At 73.0% G+C, this 17,419-nt stretch carries 12 protein-coding genes and 1 pseudogene; 5 read left to right on the plus strand and 8 right to left on the minus strand.

Features of this window, described 5'->3' with window-relative positions; genetic code table 11:
- Positions 1–63: 63 nt before the first annotated feature.
- Entirely contained in the window at positions 64–885 is an 822-nt protein-coding gene (locus ABGB21_RS00165; protein ID WP_347675867.1) for a PASTA domain-containing protein, read from the minus strand.
- Between the two features lie 126 nt (positions 886–1,011).
- Positions 1,012–1,683 carry a PASTA domain-containing protein gene (locus ABGB21_RS00170; protein WP_347675869.1) on the minus strand — a complete coding sequence of 224 codons (672 nt, stop codon included), beginning with the start codon at positions 1,681–1,683 and terminating at the stop codon, positions 1,012–1,014.
- 267 nt (positions 1,684–1,950) lie between these two features.
- Here ABGB21_RS00170 and ABGB21_RS00175 point away from each other — a divergent pair, with 267 nt between their 5' ends.
- Positions 1,951–3,255 carry a hypothetical protein gene (locus ABGB21_RS00175; protein WP_347675871.1) on the plus strand — a complete coding sequence of 435 codons (1,305 nt, stop codon included), beginning with the start codon at positions 1,951–1,953 and terminating at the stop codon, positions 3,253–3,255.
- Positions 3,256–3,261: 6 nt separating this feature from the next.
- On the opposite strand, the gene ABGB21_RS00180 is transcribed toward ABGB21_RS00175, so the two are convergent.
- Together ABGB21_RS00180 and ABGB21_RS00185 are read right to left on the minus strand one after the other, a co-directional pair.
- Positions 3,262–4,743: a glutamate-cysteine ligase family protein gene (locus ABGB21_RS00180; protein WP_347675873.1), complete on the minus strand. Its 1,482-nt coding sequence runs from the start codon at positions 4,741–4,743 to the stop codon at positions 3,262–3,264.
- A 283-nt stretch (positions 4,744–5,026) separates the two neighbouring features.
- Positions 5,027–5,608, minus strand: a complete 582-nt coding sequence (locus tag ABGB21_RS00185) for a YceI family protein (RefSeq protein WP_347656144.1) — start codon at positions 5,606–5,608, stop codon at positions 5,027–5,029.
- Positions 5,609–5,709: 101 nt separating this feature from the next.
- On the opposite strand from ABGB21_RS00185, the gene ABGB21_RS00190 reads away from it, so the two are divergent.
- Positions 5,710–6,195 carry a MarR family transcriptional regulator gene (locus ABGB21_RS00190; RefSeq protein WP_347656146.1) on the plus strand — a complete coding sequence of 162 codons (486 nt, stop codon included), beginning with the start codon at positions 5,710–5,712 and terminating at the stop codon, positions 6,193–6,195.
- Between the two features lie 371 nt (positions 6,196–6,566).
- Here ABGB21_RS00190 and ABGB21_RS00195 read toward each other — a convergent pair whose 3' ends face one another.
- Both ABGB21_RS00195 and ABGB21_RS00200 read right to left on the minus strand, forming a co-directional pair.
- Positions 6,567–9,206, minus strand: a complete 2,640-nt coding sequence (locus tag ABGB21_RS00195; protein ID WP_347656148.1) for a helix-turn-helix domain-containing protein — start codon at positions 9,204–9,206, stop codon at positions 6,567–6,569.
- A gap of 108 nt (positions 9,207–9,314) precedes the next feature.
- Positions 9,315–11,762 carry an efflux RND transporter permease subunit gene (locus ABGB21_RS00200; protein WP_347675875.1) on the minus strand — a complete coding sequence of 816 codons (2,448 nt, stop codon included), beginning with the start codon at positions 11,760–11,762 and terminating at the stop codon, positions 9,315–9,317.
- Positions 11,763–11,917: 155 nt separating this feature from the next.
- Between ABGB21_RS00200 and ABGB21_RS00205 the strand changes: the two genes are divergently transcribed.
- From ABGB21_RS00205 to ABGB21_RS00215, 3 genes and pseudogenes are all read left to right on the plus strand, one after another.
- Positions 11,918–12,214, plus strand: a complete 297-nt coding sequence (locus ABGB21_RS00205; protein WP_347675877.1) for a hypothetical protein — start codon at positions 11,918–11,920, stop codon at positions 12,212–12,214.
- Between the two features lie 98 nt (positions 12,215–12,312).
- Entirely contained in the window at positions 12,313–13,236 is a 924-nt protein-coding gene (locus ABGB21_RS00210) for an LLM class flavin-dependent oxidoreductase (RefSeq protein WP_347656153.1), read from the plus strand.
- Between the two features lie 257 nt (positions 13,237–13,493).
- Positions 13,494–14,585 (plus strand): annotated as a pseudogene (locus ABGB21_RS00215) (serine hydrolase); the annotation flags it as partial.
- 10 nt (positions 14,586–14,595) lie between these two features.
- On the opposite strand, the gene ABGB21_RS00220 reads toward ABGB21_RS00215, so the two are convergent.
- Both ABGB21_RS00220 and ABGB21_RS00225 read right to left on the minus strand, forming a co-directional pair.
- Positions 14,596–15,744: an acyl-CoA dehydrogenase family protein gene (locus ABGB21_RS00220; RefSeq protein ID WP_347675879.1), complete on the minus strand. Its 1,149-nt coding sequence runs from the start codon at positions 15,742–15,744 to the stop codon at positions 14,596–14,598.
- A gap of 65 nt (positions 15,745–15,809) precedes the next feature.
- On the minus strand, positions 15,810–17,375 hold the full coding sequence (locus ABGB21_RS00225) for an acyl-CoA carboxylase subunit beta (RefSeq protein ID WP_347656207.1): 1,566 nt from the start codon (positions 17,373–17,375) through the stop codon (positions 15,810–15,812).
- Positions 17,376–17,419: the final 44 nt, after the last annotated feature.

Genomic DNA, 17,419 nt, shown 5'->3' on the forward strand with positions numbered 1-17,419 from the left:
CGGTGTCACGGACCCGACAGCTGCGGTCCCGACACCGTCCGGCCTGACCGGACGCGCCGCTCGTCAGCCGTTCGGCGTGGGGTTGGGTGATGCGGTGGGTGCGCCGCCCGTGGTCGCCGGCGGGGTCGACGGGGCCGGCTCGGCGATGACAAGTACCACCACGTCGCCCGGGGTCAGCTCGGCGCCCTCCTCCGGTTCCGTCGCCAGCACGGTTCCGGCCGGCTCGTCGGAGGCCTCGAACCGGAGTTCGGGGACCAGCCCCAACTGCTCCAGCAGCCCGGTCGCCGCCGACTCCGACAACCCGACCAGCGGCGGGACCGCGACCGCCGCCGGGGTGGTGCCCGGAGTGGTCGGGACGGCGCTCGTCGGGGCCGCGGAGGTCGGTGCCGACGTGACCGCCGAGGCGGCGCCGGACGGGGTGGCCGGCGGCGGGGCGGGCGTGCCACGCCGTACCGAGTCGGCGATCACCCACCCGGCGACGAGCAGCACCGCCAACAGGACCAGGCCGATCACCGCCACCAGGATCGGCATCCACCAGCGGCGGCCGTCCTGCTCCTCGGCGTACGCCCAGTCCGTCGGCACCTGCGTGCCGGGGTCGTACGCCGGTCGGACCGGCACCTCGGCCCGGCCGGCCCAGGTCGGCTCCCGAACCGGTGCGGGCCGGGGGATCTCCGCCGGGCCCGGCGGGATCACCTGGGTCTCCGACGGGCCGGGAGGGACCGCCCGGGGCTCCGCCGGACCCGGTGGGATCGGTCGGGTCTCCGCCGCGCCGCCCGCCGCGTCCGGCCCGTTGTCGTCCGGCCCGTTGTCGTCCGGCCCGTTGTCGTCCGGCCCGTTGTCGTCCGGCTCCGGAGTGCCCCGGAACCTCTGCGGGTCGTCGGCCATGGCACGTCCTCTCGGCGCCGATGCGAGCGGGGCCAACCTCCTTCAACCTAGCCGGCCCACGCACGTCCGGCCCGCCGCGAACGCCTCCGGCGTGTCCCGGCCGGTGTCCTCAGTGGGTCGGCGTCCTCAGTAGGTCGGCGTGCCGGTCGGCGCGACGGCCTTTCCGCAGTGCAGCCGTACCTGGTCGTTCCAGTTCAGCGTGCCGCCCGCCGGCGGGTCCTGTTCGCGCACCTCGCCACTCTCGCCGCTCGGATACCGGGGATAGAGGCCGTCGTCCACCAGCCGTCGGGCGGCCTGCCGGCAGGACTGCCCGACGACATCGGGTACGACCACCGACGGCGGCCCACCCACCACATAGATCTTGACCGTGATACCCCGCTTCACGGGGGTGCCACCCGGCGGCACGGTCCGGTGCACGCTGGAGTCACTGCCGGAGGCGCCGAACACCACCTCCACCCCGAGGCCACGGTCCCGCAGTTCCAGCCGAGCCTCCCTGAAGTCCTGGCCGAGCACGTCGGGCAGGAGCAGACCGTCGATCGGCGGGGCCGTCGTCGGCGGGCGACTGGTCTGGGACCGGGTGGGGGTGCCCGCCCGGGAGGTCTTCGTCGCCGACGGCGCCGCACTCGTCGCGACCGGTCCGGCGCCCTGGTCCGACCCGCCCGTGTCGTCGCCGGCCAGCAGGTACCCGCCGAAGGCACCGACCACGGCACAGAGCACCAGGCCGACGGCCCCGCCCGCGACCAACCCCGCCCGGCTGGAATGTCCTGCTCCGGAGCCCGTCTCGGGTCGCCCCGTCATGTCCAGATCCGTCATCTGTTCTCTGCCCACCATCCCGCGTCGGGGAACACGCCGACCTTCCACAGCCAACCGTGGAAGTGTGCCGCAAGCCGGGAGCGACGGCCCGCCGCGGGGAGGCTCGGGGACGACCGCCCGCCACGGCGAGGCCCGGACCGGCGGACGCCACGGCGAGGCCCGGACCGGCGGACGCCCCCGCGGGGATGCCCGGCTCGACGGACGCCCGCCACGCACTCGCCCCGGAGGCGGGTGGACGCTACGCTGCCCGGCATGGCCGTACGGGGCTGGGGAGGATCACTCGCGACGGCGGTCGGCGTAGCGGCCGGCGCCGGTGCGGCTCAACTGGGCCTCGGCTACGGGCTCGGCATCATCGCCTGGCTGCCGTCGACCGATCCGAGCGGCGAGGCCGCCTGGTTGGCGAGCCTGACCTGGGCGGTCTGGATCGCCGCCACCTCCACGGTCGTCGGCGCGATCTGCGCGGTACGGCTCGGGTCCGCCGCCGAGCCGGTCGACGGGTCCGTCGACGCGACCCCGGTGTCCTCGCCGTCGGCCACCGGCCTGTGGCGCGCCTCGTTGGCGGTCGCCGCCGCGATCGGTGGACTGGTCACCGTCGTACTGGTGGCCGTACCCGCCCGGACCGCCACCGGGGTCGACGACCTTTCCCCGCAGACCGTCGCCGCCGGGTACGCGGTCGTCGGTGTCCTGGTCGGACTGCTGGTGGCGATCTGGGCGACATCCTCGCCGGCGGTGGCCGGCAACGTGCTCGGCACGAGCGCCTGGATCTGGTCGCTCGCCGTGGCGGCGGTGGTGCACGACGTCCTGTCCGACGGCGGACCACTCACCGCGCGGCTCGGTGTCTGGCAGACCACCACCGACGACGGGCGCGACTGGCTCCGTGATCCTCTGCCCTGGCCCGCGATCACCCTGGCGCTCGGTTCGGCGCTGCTGATCGGGGTGCTCGCCGGCCGGTCCGCCGCCCGGCGACCGGCTACCCGGGTGGGCGCGGCGATCTCCGGGATGGCCGGCCCGGCGCTGGTGGCGGCCGGCTACTTCGGGGTGGCACCCCGGCTGGCGGACGCCGACTCCGCGCAGGTGTCGGCCCATCTGATCGCCCCGTACGCGGTGGTCGCCGGGGTGGCCGGGTCCGCGCTGGTCGCCGCGCTCGCCCAGCGTGCCGAGGCGCTCGCCGGACCGACCCGGACCGGTCGGTCCGGGAGACCGGCCGCGCTCCCCGCCGCGACCCCGGCGGAATCCGGGTCCCCGGCAGCCGGCGTACGGGTGCCGAGCCAACCGACCGCCGGGCGCCGGGACGGCGGCTCCGCGGGCGGGCCGTCCAGCGTGGAGAAGGGTCCGGCCGGTGACGCCGGGCCGGCGACCGGGGATGAGCCGGTTGGTGCGACCGGGGACCGTGGAACCGGCGACAGTGGGACCGGGGATGGCCGGGCCGGCGGAACCGGGGACGCCGGGGCCGGCGGGGAACCGTCCGCCGGGGACGAGCCGACGGTGGCCGGGGAGCCGGCCGACGACGGGAAGCCGACAGGCCGGCTGCGCCGGTTCGGTCGCCGTCCTCGCTGACCGCTGTCAGCCCTCCACCGGCCAGATGTGCACCGGTTCGTTGGTCCGCTGCAGTTCGCCGTAGCGCCGCAGCATGTGGTGCAGGGCCTGGGAACGGTTCATGCCCCGGCCACGTTCGGCTGCCCGTACCGCCTCGACCTGCCAGACCGAGCCGTTACGTCCGGTACGACAGCGTTCCTCGATGATGCCGAGCAGTCGGTCCCGGTGCGCGGCGCCGACGCCGAACCGGTCCAGTCCGGCGGCCGCCCGGGGCAGCAGTACGTCCCGTACCAGGTCGGTGACGCGTACCTCGCCGAGCCGGGGCCAGGTGATCACCGCGTCGATGCCGCGGCGTGCCGCCGCGTGGAAGTTCTCCTCGGCGGCGCTGAAGGTGAGCTGGCTCCAGATCGGCCGGTCACCTTCGGCCAGGTCGCAGACCAGCCCGAAGTAGAAGGCGGCGTTGGCGAGCATGTCGATCACGGTCGGGCCGGCGGGCAGCACCCGGTTCTCCACCCGCAGGTGGGGCCGGCCGTTCATGATGTCGTAGACCGGGCGGTTCCAGCGGTAGACGGTGCCGTTGTGCAGCCGCAACTCGGCCAGTTTGGGCACCCCGCCCGCGTGCAGCACCGCCACCGGGTCCTCGTCGTCGCAGATCGGCAACAGCGGCGGGAAGTAGCGGACGTTCTCCTCGAAGAGGTCGAAGATCGAGCTGATCCAGCGTTCACCGAACCAGACGCGGGGTCGTACGCCCTGCGCCTTGAGCTCGTCGGGCCGGGTGTCGGTGGCCTGCTCGAAGAGGGCGACCCGGGTCTCGGCCCAGAGGTGCCGGCCGTGGAGGAACGGCGAGTTGGCGCCGAGCGCGACCTGGACTCCGGCGATCGCCTGCGAGGCGTTCCAGTAGTTCGCGAAGTTGTCCGGCGAGACCTGCAGATGGAACTGCACGCTGGTGCAGGCGGCCTCGGAGGCGATCGAGTCGGTGTGCGTCTGCAGTCGCTCCACGCCCCGGATGTCGAGTTCGATGTCCTCGCCCCGGGCCGCCACGATCGAGTCGTTGAGCACCCGGTAGCGCTCGTTGGTGGAGAGGTTGTCGAGCACCAGGTGCCGGGGGGTGAGGGTGGGCAGGATGCCGATCAGGATGATCGTCGCGTCGGACTTCACCGCGAGTTCCTCGGCCCGGCCCAGACTCTCCCGGAGGTCCGCTTCGTAGTCGGCGAAGCCGTCCCCCTCGATCAGCCGGGGGGCCGCGTTGAGTTCGAGGTTGAACTGACCGAGTTCGGTCTGGAAGGTCGGGTCGGCCAGGTTCTCCAGCACCTCGGCGTTGCGCATCGCCGGCTCCGCGTCGGCATCGACCAGGTTCAGTTCGATCTCCAGGCCGGTGGTCGGCCGGTCGGCGTCGAAGCCGAGGTCGTCGAGCATGAGCGCGAAGACGTCCAGGCAGCGGCGGACCTTCTGCCGGTAACGGACCCGGTCCTCCCGGGAGAAGAGGACCTGCGAGACGTCCTGGCCCATGAGCCCTCCCCGCCACGAGGCGTTGTCGACGCCGTCCGGTCGCCCGTACGCCGGAGGCGTGTCCGATCTATCACCGTAGGAGCGCTGAGCGTGCGCGACCACAAGCGGCCACTGGCGCTGAGTAAGCGATCAGCGGCGCTGGGTCCAACAATCGCACACGATCGTGACACCCCTTCCACCGGGCGCATTACCCAGCGAGGCGCCCCGGTCACCAGTAAACAGGTCACCGGGGCGTCTCGGTTCGGCTGTCGGTCCGGCCGGAACCGACCGGCCGGCGCACGGGTCAGGCCTGGCGGACGGCCTCGCCCTCGATCTCGATCTTGATCTTCTTGCTGACCAGCACGCCGCCGGTCTCCAGGGCGACGTTCCAGGTCAGGCCGAACTCCTCACGGTCGATCTCGGTGCTCGCGGTGAAGCCGAAGATGTCCTGGCCGAAGGGGCTACGTCCGACACCCTCGAACTCGACCTCCAGCTCGACCTGCCGGGTCACGTCCTTGATGGTGAGCTCACCGGTGAGCACGAACTCGTTGCCGTGGTGCGACTTCACGCCGGTGCTGCGGAACTCCAGGGTCGGGTACTTCTCGGCCTCGAGGAAGTCACCGCTGCGCAGGTGGGCGTCGCGGTCGGGCTGGTTGGTGTCGATGCTGTCGGCCTGGATGGTCGCGGTCACCGAGGACTCCAGCGGGTTCTCCGCCACCGTGATGGTCGCCTCCGCGGTACGGAACTCGCCGCGCACCTTGCTCACCATCATGTGCCGGGCCACGAACCCGACGCGCTTGTGCGCCTGGTCGAGCGCGTACGTGCCGGCGGTCGGGATGGTCAGGTTCTCCCAGTTGCGGGTGGTGGATTCCGGGCTGCTGGTCATGGTGCTGCCTTCCCAGGAGGATAGGGGTGCGGATGGATGTCTGACGCAGCAACTATAGACGCGGCAATATTCCCCATGTCAAGTACTGGTACGATGTCACCGTGACCGAGAACCTCCACGATCCCCGCCTCACCGCCATAGGCCTGTTCATGGAGGTGCACGCCGGACTCGCCGCCCGGTTCGCCGCCCAGTTCGAGGAGCACGGGCTCTCGACGGTGGAGTTCGAGGTGCTGATGCGACTGGCGCGCTCGCCCGAGCACCGGCTCCGGATGACCGACCTCTCCACCCAGACCTCGCTGTCGACCAGTGGGGTGACCCGGGTCGTCGACCGGATGGAGCGCGACGGGCTACTCGCCCGCAGCGCCTGTCCCTCCGACCGGCGCAGCGCGTTCGCGGTGGTCACCGAGGCCGGTCTGGCCCGACTCACGGAGACCCTGCCCGGACACGTCCAACTGATCGAGGACTGGTTCGTCGGCCAGCTCGATCCCGCGGCGCTGCGGGTTCTGCTCGACGGGCTCCGGACCATCCGCGACGCGGTGCATCCGGGTGCGACCGCCGGCAGCGACCGACCAAACGGCGACTGCTGACCCGCGACTCCCGACCTGGTCGCCGGCGCCACCGTCGGCGCCGCCCGGGAGCGCTCCCGTCGCTGGTCGGCGGGATACCGGAAGGGCGGTCGGAAACCGGCAGAAAGACCGGCAGAAGTCACTCGAAGTTCCGGACACGACCGGCCTAAGGAATATTCCGGACTCGGCTACTGGATACTGTTCAGCGAGCCGGGGGGCTCTGGGGGATGTGGCGCGGGCGGGGGCTAGCGAGGGGCTCCGTCGGGGGGCTGTTCCGCCCGCGCCACGCCCCCACAGCGGCCGCCGGGCAGCGCACACATGCGGCGGGGCGGCCGGGCGACACACCCAGCGGGGTCGCCGACACCGCCCCGCCAGCGGACACCTGGCTGCGGTCAGTCCACCGAGTCGAGCATCGCCCGCTCCCGGGGCAGCAGGGTGATGCCACCCTCCAGGCACACCTGGTCGAGCAGCTTCCGCGCGTTTGCCCGGGCCGCCGGATCGTCCGTCGTCGCCACCACCCCGACCAACGCCTCGGCGACATCCCTCAGGTCACGCGCGCCGGCCGACGACTGCGCCGCCGCCGCGTACCACTCCGCCGCCCACTCGCGGTCTCCCCGCTGCACCGCCAGGACCGCCTCGATCAGGGCGCAGATCCCCTCGTCCGGTGGTGTCGGCTCCTCCGCCGGTCGGCCGACTATCAGCTCCGGCGTACCCGGGCCGCCGTCCGGATCCTTCCGTGCCCGGAGTTCGGCGAGCACCGCCCCCGCCTCGTCGATCCGACCGTCCTCGGCGAGGGCCAGGCCGACCGTACCGAGCGCCCGGCGGCGGTGCCCCGGATCACCGAGGTCGGCCAGGGCCTGTACCGCCCGCCGGCCCTGCCGGACCGCGTCCGCGTACCGGCCCTCCAGGCGGGCCACCTCGGCGAGATTCGCCCTGGCCAGGACCCGTAGCCGCTCCTCACCACACTGGCCCGCGAGCCGGTCGACGGCGGCCAGCCGGCGGCGGGCGGCCACCAGGTCACCGCGTCGGATCTCGTGCCAGGTCAGGTTGTTCTGGGCCACCGCCATGTCCCGTACCCGACCGCTCCGGGTGGCCAGCGCCAACGCCGCCTCGCCGTGCCGGCGCGCCGCGTCGTGGCCGCCGAGCGCCGTCCAGAGTCCACAGAGCACACTCCGGGCGGCGAGTTCACCGACGACGTCGCCCAGGCGCTCGAACTCCGCCAACGCGTGCTCGGCGGCGGGCATCTCCGCCGGACCCGCCCCGTGCTCCTGGGCAAGCTGGGCGATGCCCACCTCCGCCCAGGCCCGGATCGTCGGATCCGCGTCGGCGGTACGCGGATCGTCCAGCAACCGTCGCAGCCACTGCCGTCCCGCGACGTCCCGCCCCCGGTAGCGCCACCAACGGCTCAACTGGGCGGCGAGCCGCAGCGCGGTGTGCGGGTCGTCGTTCGCGGAGTGGGCCAGCGCCGCCCACAGGTCGGCGGTGATCTCGTCGAAGACCCCGACCGCCTCCAGGAACCGGCCACCGGTGAGGTCCGCCGCGACCCGGACGGCGAGGTCGGCGAGGACCGAGGCGTGCCGGCGGCGGATCGCGGCCAGTTCACCCGTGGCCACCGCGTGCTCCATGGCGAAGTCGCGTACCACGTCGAGCAGGCGGAACCGGAGCGGGCCGGTGCCCCGGGACGAGATCAGCCCCAGCGCCATCAGCCGGTCGAGCAGCGGGACCGGGTCACCGTCGACCAACTCCGCCCCGGTACGGTCCGACGACTCCAGACCGTTCCCGGCCGACGACTCCACACCCTCCCCAACCGCCGGCCAGCCGGTCAGCATCCGCTCGGCCAACTCCACCGACCAGCGGTTGCGCAGCACCGACAGCCGTCGTAGCGCCGCCTGCTCGGTCGGCCCGAGCAGACGAAAACTCGCCGCCACCGCGTCCCGCAGACTCACCCCGAGCGCGGCCCGGGTCACCGGCGGCGTGGCCAGGTCGAGCACCCGGTTGCCGTACCGGTCGAGAATCTCGTTGAGGTCCAGCAGACGACCGTGGGCCGCGGCGAGTTCGATCGCCAGCGGCAGGCCACCGAGCCGACGTACCAGTTCGACCAGCGCGGCCACCTCGTCGGGGCGCGGCGGCTCACGGCGGACCTGTCGCAGCCGGGCCAGGAAAAGCTCCACCGCCGGATAGCCGGCGACCGCGTCGAGGTCGGCCGGCACCGCCGCGGCCGGAACCTCCAGCGGCGTCACCGGCCACACCCGCTCACCGGGCAGCCCCACCGGATGCCGTCCGGTGGCCAGGATCCGCAGGCTCGGCGCGATGGCCGCGAGCCGGTCCAGCGCCCCGGCCGCCGCCCCCGGGGCCCGCTCGACCGCGTCGACCAGCAGCAACGACGGCGCCTCCGGAAGCCGCCCGGCGAGGTCACTCGCCCGCCCAACGCCGAAGACCGCAGCGACCACGGACAGTACGTCGCTTTCGGTCGACCCCTCGGTCAGCACGATCCCGTTGGTCCCGCCCGGATGCCGGTCCCGCATCCGCCGGGCGATCTTGAGGGCGAGCGCGGTCTTGCCGACCCCGGCGAGGCCGACCAGGCTGACCACGCCCCGGGCCAGTCGGGGACCGGGGGTCAACATGGCGGTCAACTCGGCGACGTCGTGATCACGGCCGGTCAACTCGGCCGGCTCGGGCAGCCCGAGACCGGTACCGGGCCGGCTGCGCCCCGCGGGACGGGTGTCGCCGGCCGACACTCTGCCCGGATCGGTGAACGGGGCCAGGGCCACCACCGGGCCGGCCGGGCGCCGGGCGGCCGCCAAGAATTCGGTACGGCCCGGGCCGTCGAGATCCAGCGCCGTGGCGAGCAGCTCCACCGTCGTACGTTGTGGACGGGACGACCGCCCACGCTCGAGATCGCGGACGGTCCGGACCCCGACGGCGGCCCGCTCGGCCAGTTCGATCTGGGTCAGGCCCGCCGCGAGCCGGTACCGGCGCAGCAACTCGGCGAAGTTGCCCGAGACTCGATCGGAGCCATGATCCGGAGTCATGGGCAGGAAGACTACGCACCGGGGAGAGGGAACATCAGCTATTCGTCGCCCTGCCGACGGAGATGGTCACCAATATCCGACACTTCCGAACAGCGGGGACCGAAACGGTCAACGATCGGCCGCCACCGGCGCCGGGTGGGTCGGCACCGGCGCGTTGACCGACCGCTCCGCATCGCCGGAGAACCGGTCGTACAGCCGGCGCAGCGGTCCGGGTGCCCACCAGTTCCATTCGCCGAGCAGACTCATCACCGCCGGCAGCAACAACCCTCGGACCACGGTGACGTCGAGCAGCACCGCCACCACCATGCCAAAACCGATCTCCTTCACCGCGGTCAGCTCACCGAGCAGGAAACCCAGGAACACGATGCTGATGCAGACCGCCGCGGCCGTGACCACCGGACCGCTACGGGTGATCCCGACCAGCACCGCCTGTTCACCCGTCTGGAGCCCGACGGACGAAGCGCCCGACAGCGGCCGGGCCGGCCGGGCACCCGGTCCCGACGCCGGCCGGGCACCGGGCGACGACCCGGCACCCGGTCCCGACGCCGGCCGGGCGGCGGACCGGCGCCGCCACTCCTCCCGGATCCGGGCCAGCAGGAACACCTCGTAGTCCATCGACAGGCCGAAGACGAAGACGAAGAGCAGCACCGGGGTGGTCAGGTCGATCGCCCCCCACGGCTCGACGCCGAGCAGTCCGGCCCCCACCCCCCACTGGAAGACCACCACCAGCACACCGAGGGTGGCGAGCAAAGTCAGCGCGTTCATCACCAACGCCTTGACCGGAATGAGCAACGAGCCGGTCAGCGCGAACAGCAGCACCCCGGTGACCAGCAGCAGCACCAGTACGGCGAGCGGCAGCCGGGACGCCACCGACTCCTGGTAGTCCACCAGTTCGGCGGCCGCGCCACCGACCAGCAGCGGCAGCGGCTGCTCCAGGTCCCGGACCGCGCGGACCAGCTCCCGGGACTCCGGCCCGCCGGTCACGCCACGGGGCGTCAGGTCGATCACCACCGCGTCGCCGGGCACGTCCGGCCGGGGCTGCATCCGGATCACCTGGGGCAACGTGTTGAGCTGGTTCATCAGGTCGCGTACCTCGCCGCTGGCCGGGTCGGCCGTGACCACCACGGTCACCGGCCCCGCCCGGCCCGCCTCGAAATCCCGGAGCAGGACGTCGTGCACCTGACGGGCCTCCATCGAGGCCGGCAGCGCCCGGGCGTCGGAGTTGGCCAGGTTGGCCCCGGCGAGGAAGGGCAGCGCGAGCAGCAGCAGCCCAGCGGAGACGGTGAACGCGACCGGACCCGGCCTGGCCTGGGCGTACCGGGCGAGCCGACCGAGCAGTCCGCCGCCGCTGCCGCCGCCGGATCGGCCGCCGCCAATCGGTCGGGCTGTGCTGCCGCCGCCGGATCGGCCGCCGCCGGCAACCGGGCGGGCCGATCCGCCCGTCGGACGGATCCGGCGGTACGGGGCGTCGACAGCGGCCCGGACCCGGTCGACCCAGGTCACGGCGTCGGGTTCCGGGATGCGCCGGTGGAGGACCGCGATCAGGGCCGGTACCAGGGTCAGTCCGGCGGCGGTGGCCAGCACCACGGCGAGCGCGCCGCCGAGGGCCATCGCGGCGAGCAGCGGCTCGGCGAAGACGTACAGGCCGGTCATCGCCGCCGCGACCGCGAGGCCGGAGACGAGTACGGCCCGACCGGCGGTGCTCATCGTCCGGGCCAGCGCGGCGGCCGGGTCCGCCCCCTCCGGGACCGCTCTGCCGTCCGGTGCCGTCCGGTGCCCCGACGCCGCCCGTTCCTCGCGGAACCGGGCGAGCACCAGCAGCGCGTAGTCGACGGTCAGCCCGATGCCGAGCAGGCTGACCACGTTCACGGTGAACTCGCTGACCCCGGTCAGGGTGCTGAGCCCGTACAGGCCGAGCAGGGTGGCGGCGACCGCGGCCAGCGCGGCGAGCAGCGGAATCATCCCGGAGAGCAGGCCGCCGAGGATCACCACGAGTGCGACCAGGAGTACGCCGAGCGCGATCGACTCACCGACCGCCGCGTCCTCGACCGCCTGCTCGGCGAACGCCCGCTCGGCCAGTTTCTCGCCGCCGACCAGCACCTCGGGCGCGTCGATGCTCCGCAGCAACCCGGCGACCCGGTCCTCGGTCCGTTCCCGTTGTGCCTCCGGCAGCCCCTCGGCGAGTTCGACCCGGACCAGGGTGCTGCGGTTGTCGGCGCCGATCCGTCCGCCGGCCGCGTTGTAGAGGTCCTCGACCTCGACGACTCCGGGTACGGCGACCAGTTCGGTCCGGACCCGGTTGACGCTGGCGACCAGGCCCGGGTCGTACGGGTCCCGGTCGCGGAGCACGGCGACGACCACCGGTCCCTCCGGCAGCAGTACGTCGATCCGCCGCTGTGCCTGCTCCGACTCGGCGTCCGGGCGGAGGTTGTCGGTGCTGACGAGACGGTCGAAGACCGGCCCGCCGAGCAGCGCCCCGGCGACCACGAGTCCGAGCCAGCCGACGATCACCGGCCAGCGCCACCGCCACATCGACCGCCCGAGCGCTCCGAACATGCCTCGCGACCTCCCGACCCGCCGGCTCCGAGGTACGACGGTCGATCGTCGCCCTCGGCGCACATGCAAGCACCCTGAGCAGTCGTACGTCAGCCTCCTTTCCGGCAGTTCATGGGATCAACAGGCCAGTTGCCACCGTGGGTGATACTCGCCCGATGGGTGAACGTGCCGAGGATCAGGCTGTGGACAAGGCCGGCGCCGCGGTGGACCCGTCCGGGCCGCCGTGCCCGGAGTGCGGGCGGCCCGGCGTACCGGTGCTCTACGGTCTGCCCGGGCCCGAGGCCGGTGAGGCCGCCGCGGAAGGAAAGCTGAGACTCGCCGGCTGTCTCCTGCCCCAGACGTTCGACCACTGGGCCTGTACGGGTGGCGGCCACCGGTGGCGGGATACGCCGGCCGGTGCCGCCCGGCCGCGCCGGCGCTGTCGGCACTGTTACCAGTCCTGGTCGGGCTGAGGCGCCCTGCTCAGGGTTCGGCTGGTAGCGGAATCGCGGTCAGCGGAATCGGCGGTGTGCGGTCGCCGGCCCGGGTCGGTGCGGCGGATGCTGGGCCGGTGACGATCTTCTCCCTTCAGGCCACTCCCAAACTCGGCGACGACTGGCTCGACCTGGCACGGCGGTGCGAGGCGGCCGGATTCGACTCGCTGCTGGTCGCCGACCACCCGGGCAGCGCCGCGTCGCCGTTCGTGGCGCTGGCCGCCGCGTCGGCGGTGACCTCGACGCTCGGGCTCGGCTCGAACGTCTCCAACGCCGGCGTACGGGAGCCGGTCCTGCTCGCCGCCGACGTCGCCACCCTCGACCTGGTCTCCAACGGGCGGGCCCGGCTCGGCATCGGCGCCGGCCACACCCCGGCCGAGTGGCGGGCCGTCGGTCGGGAACGTCCCGACGTCGCCGGCCGGGTACGCCGCTGCCTCGCCGTCGTCCAGGCGGTCCAAAACCTGCTCGACGGCGCGGAGGTCACCGTCGACACCCCGGAACTCGTCGCGCACGCGGCCGCCCTGACCGCGCCCAGGCCGGTACAGCGGCGGATCCCGTTGACCGTCGGCACCGCCAACTCGCACCTGCTGCGCTGGGCGGGGGCACACGCCGACATCGTCGGGCTGACCGGGTTCGGGCGTACCCTCGCCGACGGGCACAATCACCGGGCGCGCTGGCGGACCGACCAGATCGACGCGCAGTTGGCGCAGGTCGCCGCGGGTGCGGCCGGCCGGGACGAGCCGCCCCACCTCGAAGCACTGGTGCAGCGGTTTGTCGTCACCGACGACGCGGAGGCGGCCGCCAAGGAGACCGCCGAGCAGCTCGGGCTGACCGTCAGCGAGCTTCTCGCCGCCCCGTTCGTGCTGATCGGCACCGAGGACGAGATTGTCTCGGCGATCGCCGAGCACGAACGCCGCTGGGGCATCACCCGGTACGTCGTACGCCGGGACGCGCTCGACGCGGCGCCGAGCCTGCTGGGCCGCCTCGGCTCCACCGGCTGACCGGCCGCCCACGCCGACTCGGCGCCGGCGGCTGACCTACTGGGCGCGATCCGGCACCCGTACGGATTACGTCGGTTACTCTCCGGAGTATGGGGCGGGGAAAACTGATACTGAGGGTAGCCGTCGTAGCGCTGTTGCTCTCCGGACCCGCCCCGAGCGGTAAACACACCGCCGCCCCGCCCGCGTCGGCACCGGCGCCGGGCGTCGGTGGCGTGGTCGGGCGGGTTGCGCCCCGGGCGTGTCCGGCACCGAAGCCACCGGTGGCCCGGCCGACCCGGCCCGCCGCGCCGACGCCCGCCCCGGTCCAGCGGGAGGTCGGCGGCACGGCGCTGGGCACTGCCGGGCTGGTGGTCCCGCCCGGCGCCCCGGAGCCGCCCCGGCTCACCGCGACCTCGTGGCTGGTCGCCGACCTGACCACCGGCAGCGTGCTCGGCGGCTGCGGCCCGCACGAGTACGCGGTTCCGGCGAGTGTGCAGAAACTGCTGCTCGCGGCGGCGGTGCTGCCGCAGCTCGACCCGACCCAGGTGGTCGAGGTGACCGAGGACGACCTCGACTTCGAGCCGGGCAGTTCGGCGGTCGGCCTGGTCCGGGGCGGCCGGTACTCCGTCGAGACCCTCTGGTTGGGGCTGCTGCTCAACTCCGGCAACGACGCGGCGAATGTCCTGGCCCGGATCGGTGGCGGTCCGGCCGGCCGGGCGGGCGGCCTGGCCGCGATGAACCGCGAGGCGCGGGCGCTCGGCGCACTGCAGACCCACGCCGCCACCCCGTCCGGCCTGGACGGTCCCGGCCAGTACACCAGCGCGTACGACCTGGCGCTGATCGCCCGGGCCTGTTTCGCCCGGGAGGACTTCCGCCGGTACGCCGGCACCCGCCTCGGTCAGGTGCCGGCCCAGCCGGGCGCCAAGGGCTTCCCGATCTGGAACGACAACCAGCTGCTGCACCAGTACCCGGGGGCGTTGGGTGGCAAGACCGGCTACACCGACCTGGCCCGGCACACCTTCGTCGGGGCGGCGCAGCGTGGCGGCCGTACCCTGCTGGTCACCCTGCTCGGCGCGGAGTCGCAGCCGCTGAGGGGCTGGCAGCAGGGTGCCGCGCTGCTCGACTGGGGATTCGGGCTGCCCACCAACGCGGCCGTCGGCCAGCTCGTCGCCCGGGGTGAACTGGACAGCCCCACCCCGGTCCCGTCGCCGGCAGCGGGGATCAGCGACGCCCGGACGGACGACGGCCGGCCGGTGAGCCGGTGGCTGTTCCTGGTCGGCGGGGTGGTGGTCGCCGTCCTCGGTGTGGTGCTGTTGCTGGTCGTGTCGACGCGACGGCGGGTCAGGACTCCGAGCGGACGGTCCGGGTGAGGAACGGGACCTACAACCCCAAATCCCGCGCGATGATCATCCGCTGCACCTCGGAGGTGCCCTCGCCGATCTCCAGGATCTTCGAGTCCCGCCAGAACCGGGCCACCGGGAACTCGTTCATGAAGCCGTACCCGCCGTGGATCTGGGTGGCGTCCCGGGCGTTGTCGACCGCGCACTCGCTGGCGTGCAGTTTGGCGACCGCCGCCTGCCGCTTGAAGTCCTCCCCGGCCAGCATCCGGGCCGCCGCGTCGTAGTACGCCAGCCGTGAGGTGTACGCCCGCCGCTCCATCTCGGCGATCTTGAACTGGATGGCCTGGAAGTTGCCGATCGGCTGGCCGAACGCGTGCCGGTCCTTCGCGTACCGGACCGACTCGTCGACGCAGCCCTGGGCGAGCCCGACCGAGAGCGCGGCGATCGCGATCCGCCCCTCGTCGAGGATGCGCAGGAACTGGGCGAAGCCCCGGCCGCGCTGGCCGAGCAGGTTCTCCGCCGGCACCCGGCAGTCGTCGAAGTGCAGCTCGTGGGTGTCGGAGGCGCACCAGCCGACCTTGGAGTAGCCGGGCGCGACGGTGAAGCCCGGGGTGCCGGACGGCACGATGATGGTGGACAGTTCCTTCGATCCGTCGGGGTTCGTCCCGGTGACCGCGGTGACGGTGACCAGGCTGGTGATGTCGGTGCCGGAGTTGGTGATGAAGGCCTTCGCGCCGTTGATCACCCACTCGTCGCCGTCCAGCACCGCCCGGGTGGTGGTGCCGCCAGCGTCCGACCCGGTCCCCGGCTCGGTCAGCCCGAACCCGGCCAGCGCCTCGCCCCGGACCAGTTTCGGCAGCCAGCGGCCCTTCTGTTCGGCGGTGCCGAACCGGTGGATCGGCATCGCGCCGAGTGAGACCGCCGCCTCCAGGGTGATCGCCACGCTGGAGTCGACCCGGGCCAGTTCCTCCAGGGCGAGGCAGAGCGCGAAGTAGTCGCCGCCCATGCCGCCGTACTCCTCGGGGAACGGCAGTCCGAAGAGGCCGAGCTTGCCCATCTGGGCGACCACCTCGTACGGGAAGGTGTGCTGCTCGTAGTGCTCGGCGATCACCGGGGCGACCACCTCGCGGGCGAAGGACCGCACGCTGTCCCGCAGTGCCTCGTACTCCTCGGAGAGTCGGAAGTCCATGGGTGATCCTCCAGTTGGTTCGGCCCGCCGGTGGCTTGTGACCCCCGGCCTGGTCGGTGGTCTGCTCAGACCGGGGTGACGCCGTGCCGTCGTCGGGAGAAGTGCCGGTCCTTGCCCCGGGCGGCGGCGAACCGCCGGACCAGTTCGGTGCGCAGGTCGGCCGGCTCGACGACGGTGTCGACGACAAGTTCGCTGGCCAGCCGGACGAGGTTGATGTCCTGCTCGTACTCGGCGCGGCGGGCGACGACGAAGGCCGCGCGTTCGTCCGGGTCGGCGATCGCGTTGATCTTGTTGGCGTAGACCGCGTTCACCGCCGCCTCGGCGCCCATCACCGCGATCTTCGCGGTGGGCAGCGCGATCGTCGCGTCCGGCTCGAAGCCGGGGCCGGCCATCGCGTAGAGACCCGCGCCGTACGCCTTGCGGACCACCACGCAGATCTTCGGTACGGTCGCCTCGCTGATCGCCGTGATCATCTTGGCGCCGTGCCGGATGATGCCCTGCTTCTCCACCGCCGTACCGACCATGAACCCGGGCACGTCGGCGAGGAAGAGCAGCGGCACGTTGAACGCGTCGCAGAGCTGCACGAACCGGGTCGCCTTGTCGGCGGAGTCGACGAAGAGCACCCCGCCCTTGAACATCGAGTTGTTCGCCACCACGCCGACGACCTCGCCGTTCAGCCGTCCGAAGCCGATTGTCAGCTCCTTCGCCCAGAGCGGCTGGATCTCGAGGAAGGAGTCGGCGTCGAGCAGGCCCTTCACGTACCGGCGCATGTCGAACGCCTGCCGCTCGCTCGCCGGCACCAACGCGGCCAGGTCGACGTTGCCGGGCGGGTCGGCCGGGGCGACCGCCGGCGGCGCCTGCGTCCAGTTCGCCGGCAGGTACGACAGGTAGCGGCGGACCACGTCGAGCGCCTCCGCCTCGGTCTTGCAGAGGAAGTGCCCGACCCCGGACTCGGTGTTGTGCACCCGGGCCCCGCCCATCGCCTCCAGGGTGGTCTTCTCCCCGGTGACCATCTCGACCATCCGGTCGGAACCGAGGTACATGCTGGCGTTGCCGTCCACCATCGCCACCACGTCACAGAACGCCGGGATGTACGCCCCACCGGCGGCACTCGGCCCGAACAGCGCGCAGACCTGCGGGATCGAGCCGGACGCGCGTACCTGGTTCCAGAAGATCTTTCCGGCGCCGCGCCGGCCGGGGAAGAGGTCGACCTGGTCGGTGATCCGGGCCCCGGCCGAGTCGACCAGGTAGACCATCGGCAGCCCGGCCGCGTACGCCCGCTCGATGATCCGGATGATCTTCTCGACGGTCCGGGCTCCCCAGCTGCCGGCCTTGACCGTCGAGTCGTTCGCCATCAGACAGACCGGCCGGCCGTCGATGGTGGCCTGGCCGGTCACCACCCCGTCGGCGGGCAGCCCGTCGGCGAGCGCGTTGGCGTAGAGCCCGTCCTCGACGAACGAGTCGGGGTCGACGAGCTGGTCGATCCGCTCCCGGGCGAAGAGCTTGCCCTTCGCCGCGTTGGCGGCATGGTATTTCTCCGTGCCACCGGCCCGGACCCGCTTGCCGAGCTGTTCCAGTTCGGTCGCGCCGTGCCGCCCGTCCGGCTCGGTCACATCCCGCTGCCCGGACATCCTGTCGTCGAGTGCCACGCCGACCTCCTCGCCCACCCCGACCT

It is taken from the genome of Plantactinospora sp. B24E8, from assembly GCF_039871735.1.
Taxonomy (GTDB): domain Bacteria; phylum Actinomycetota; class Actinomycetes; order Mycobacteriales; family Micromonosporaceae; genus Plantactinospora.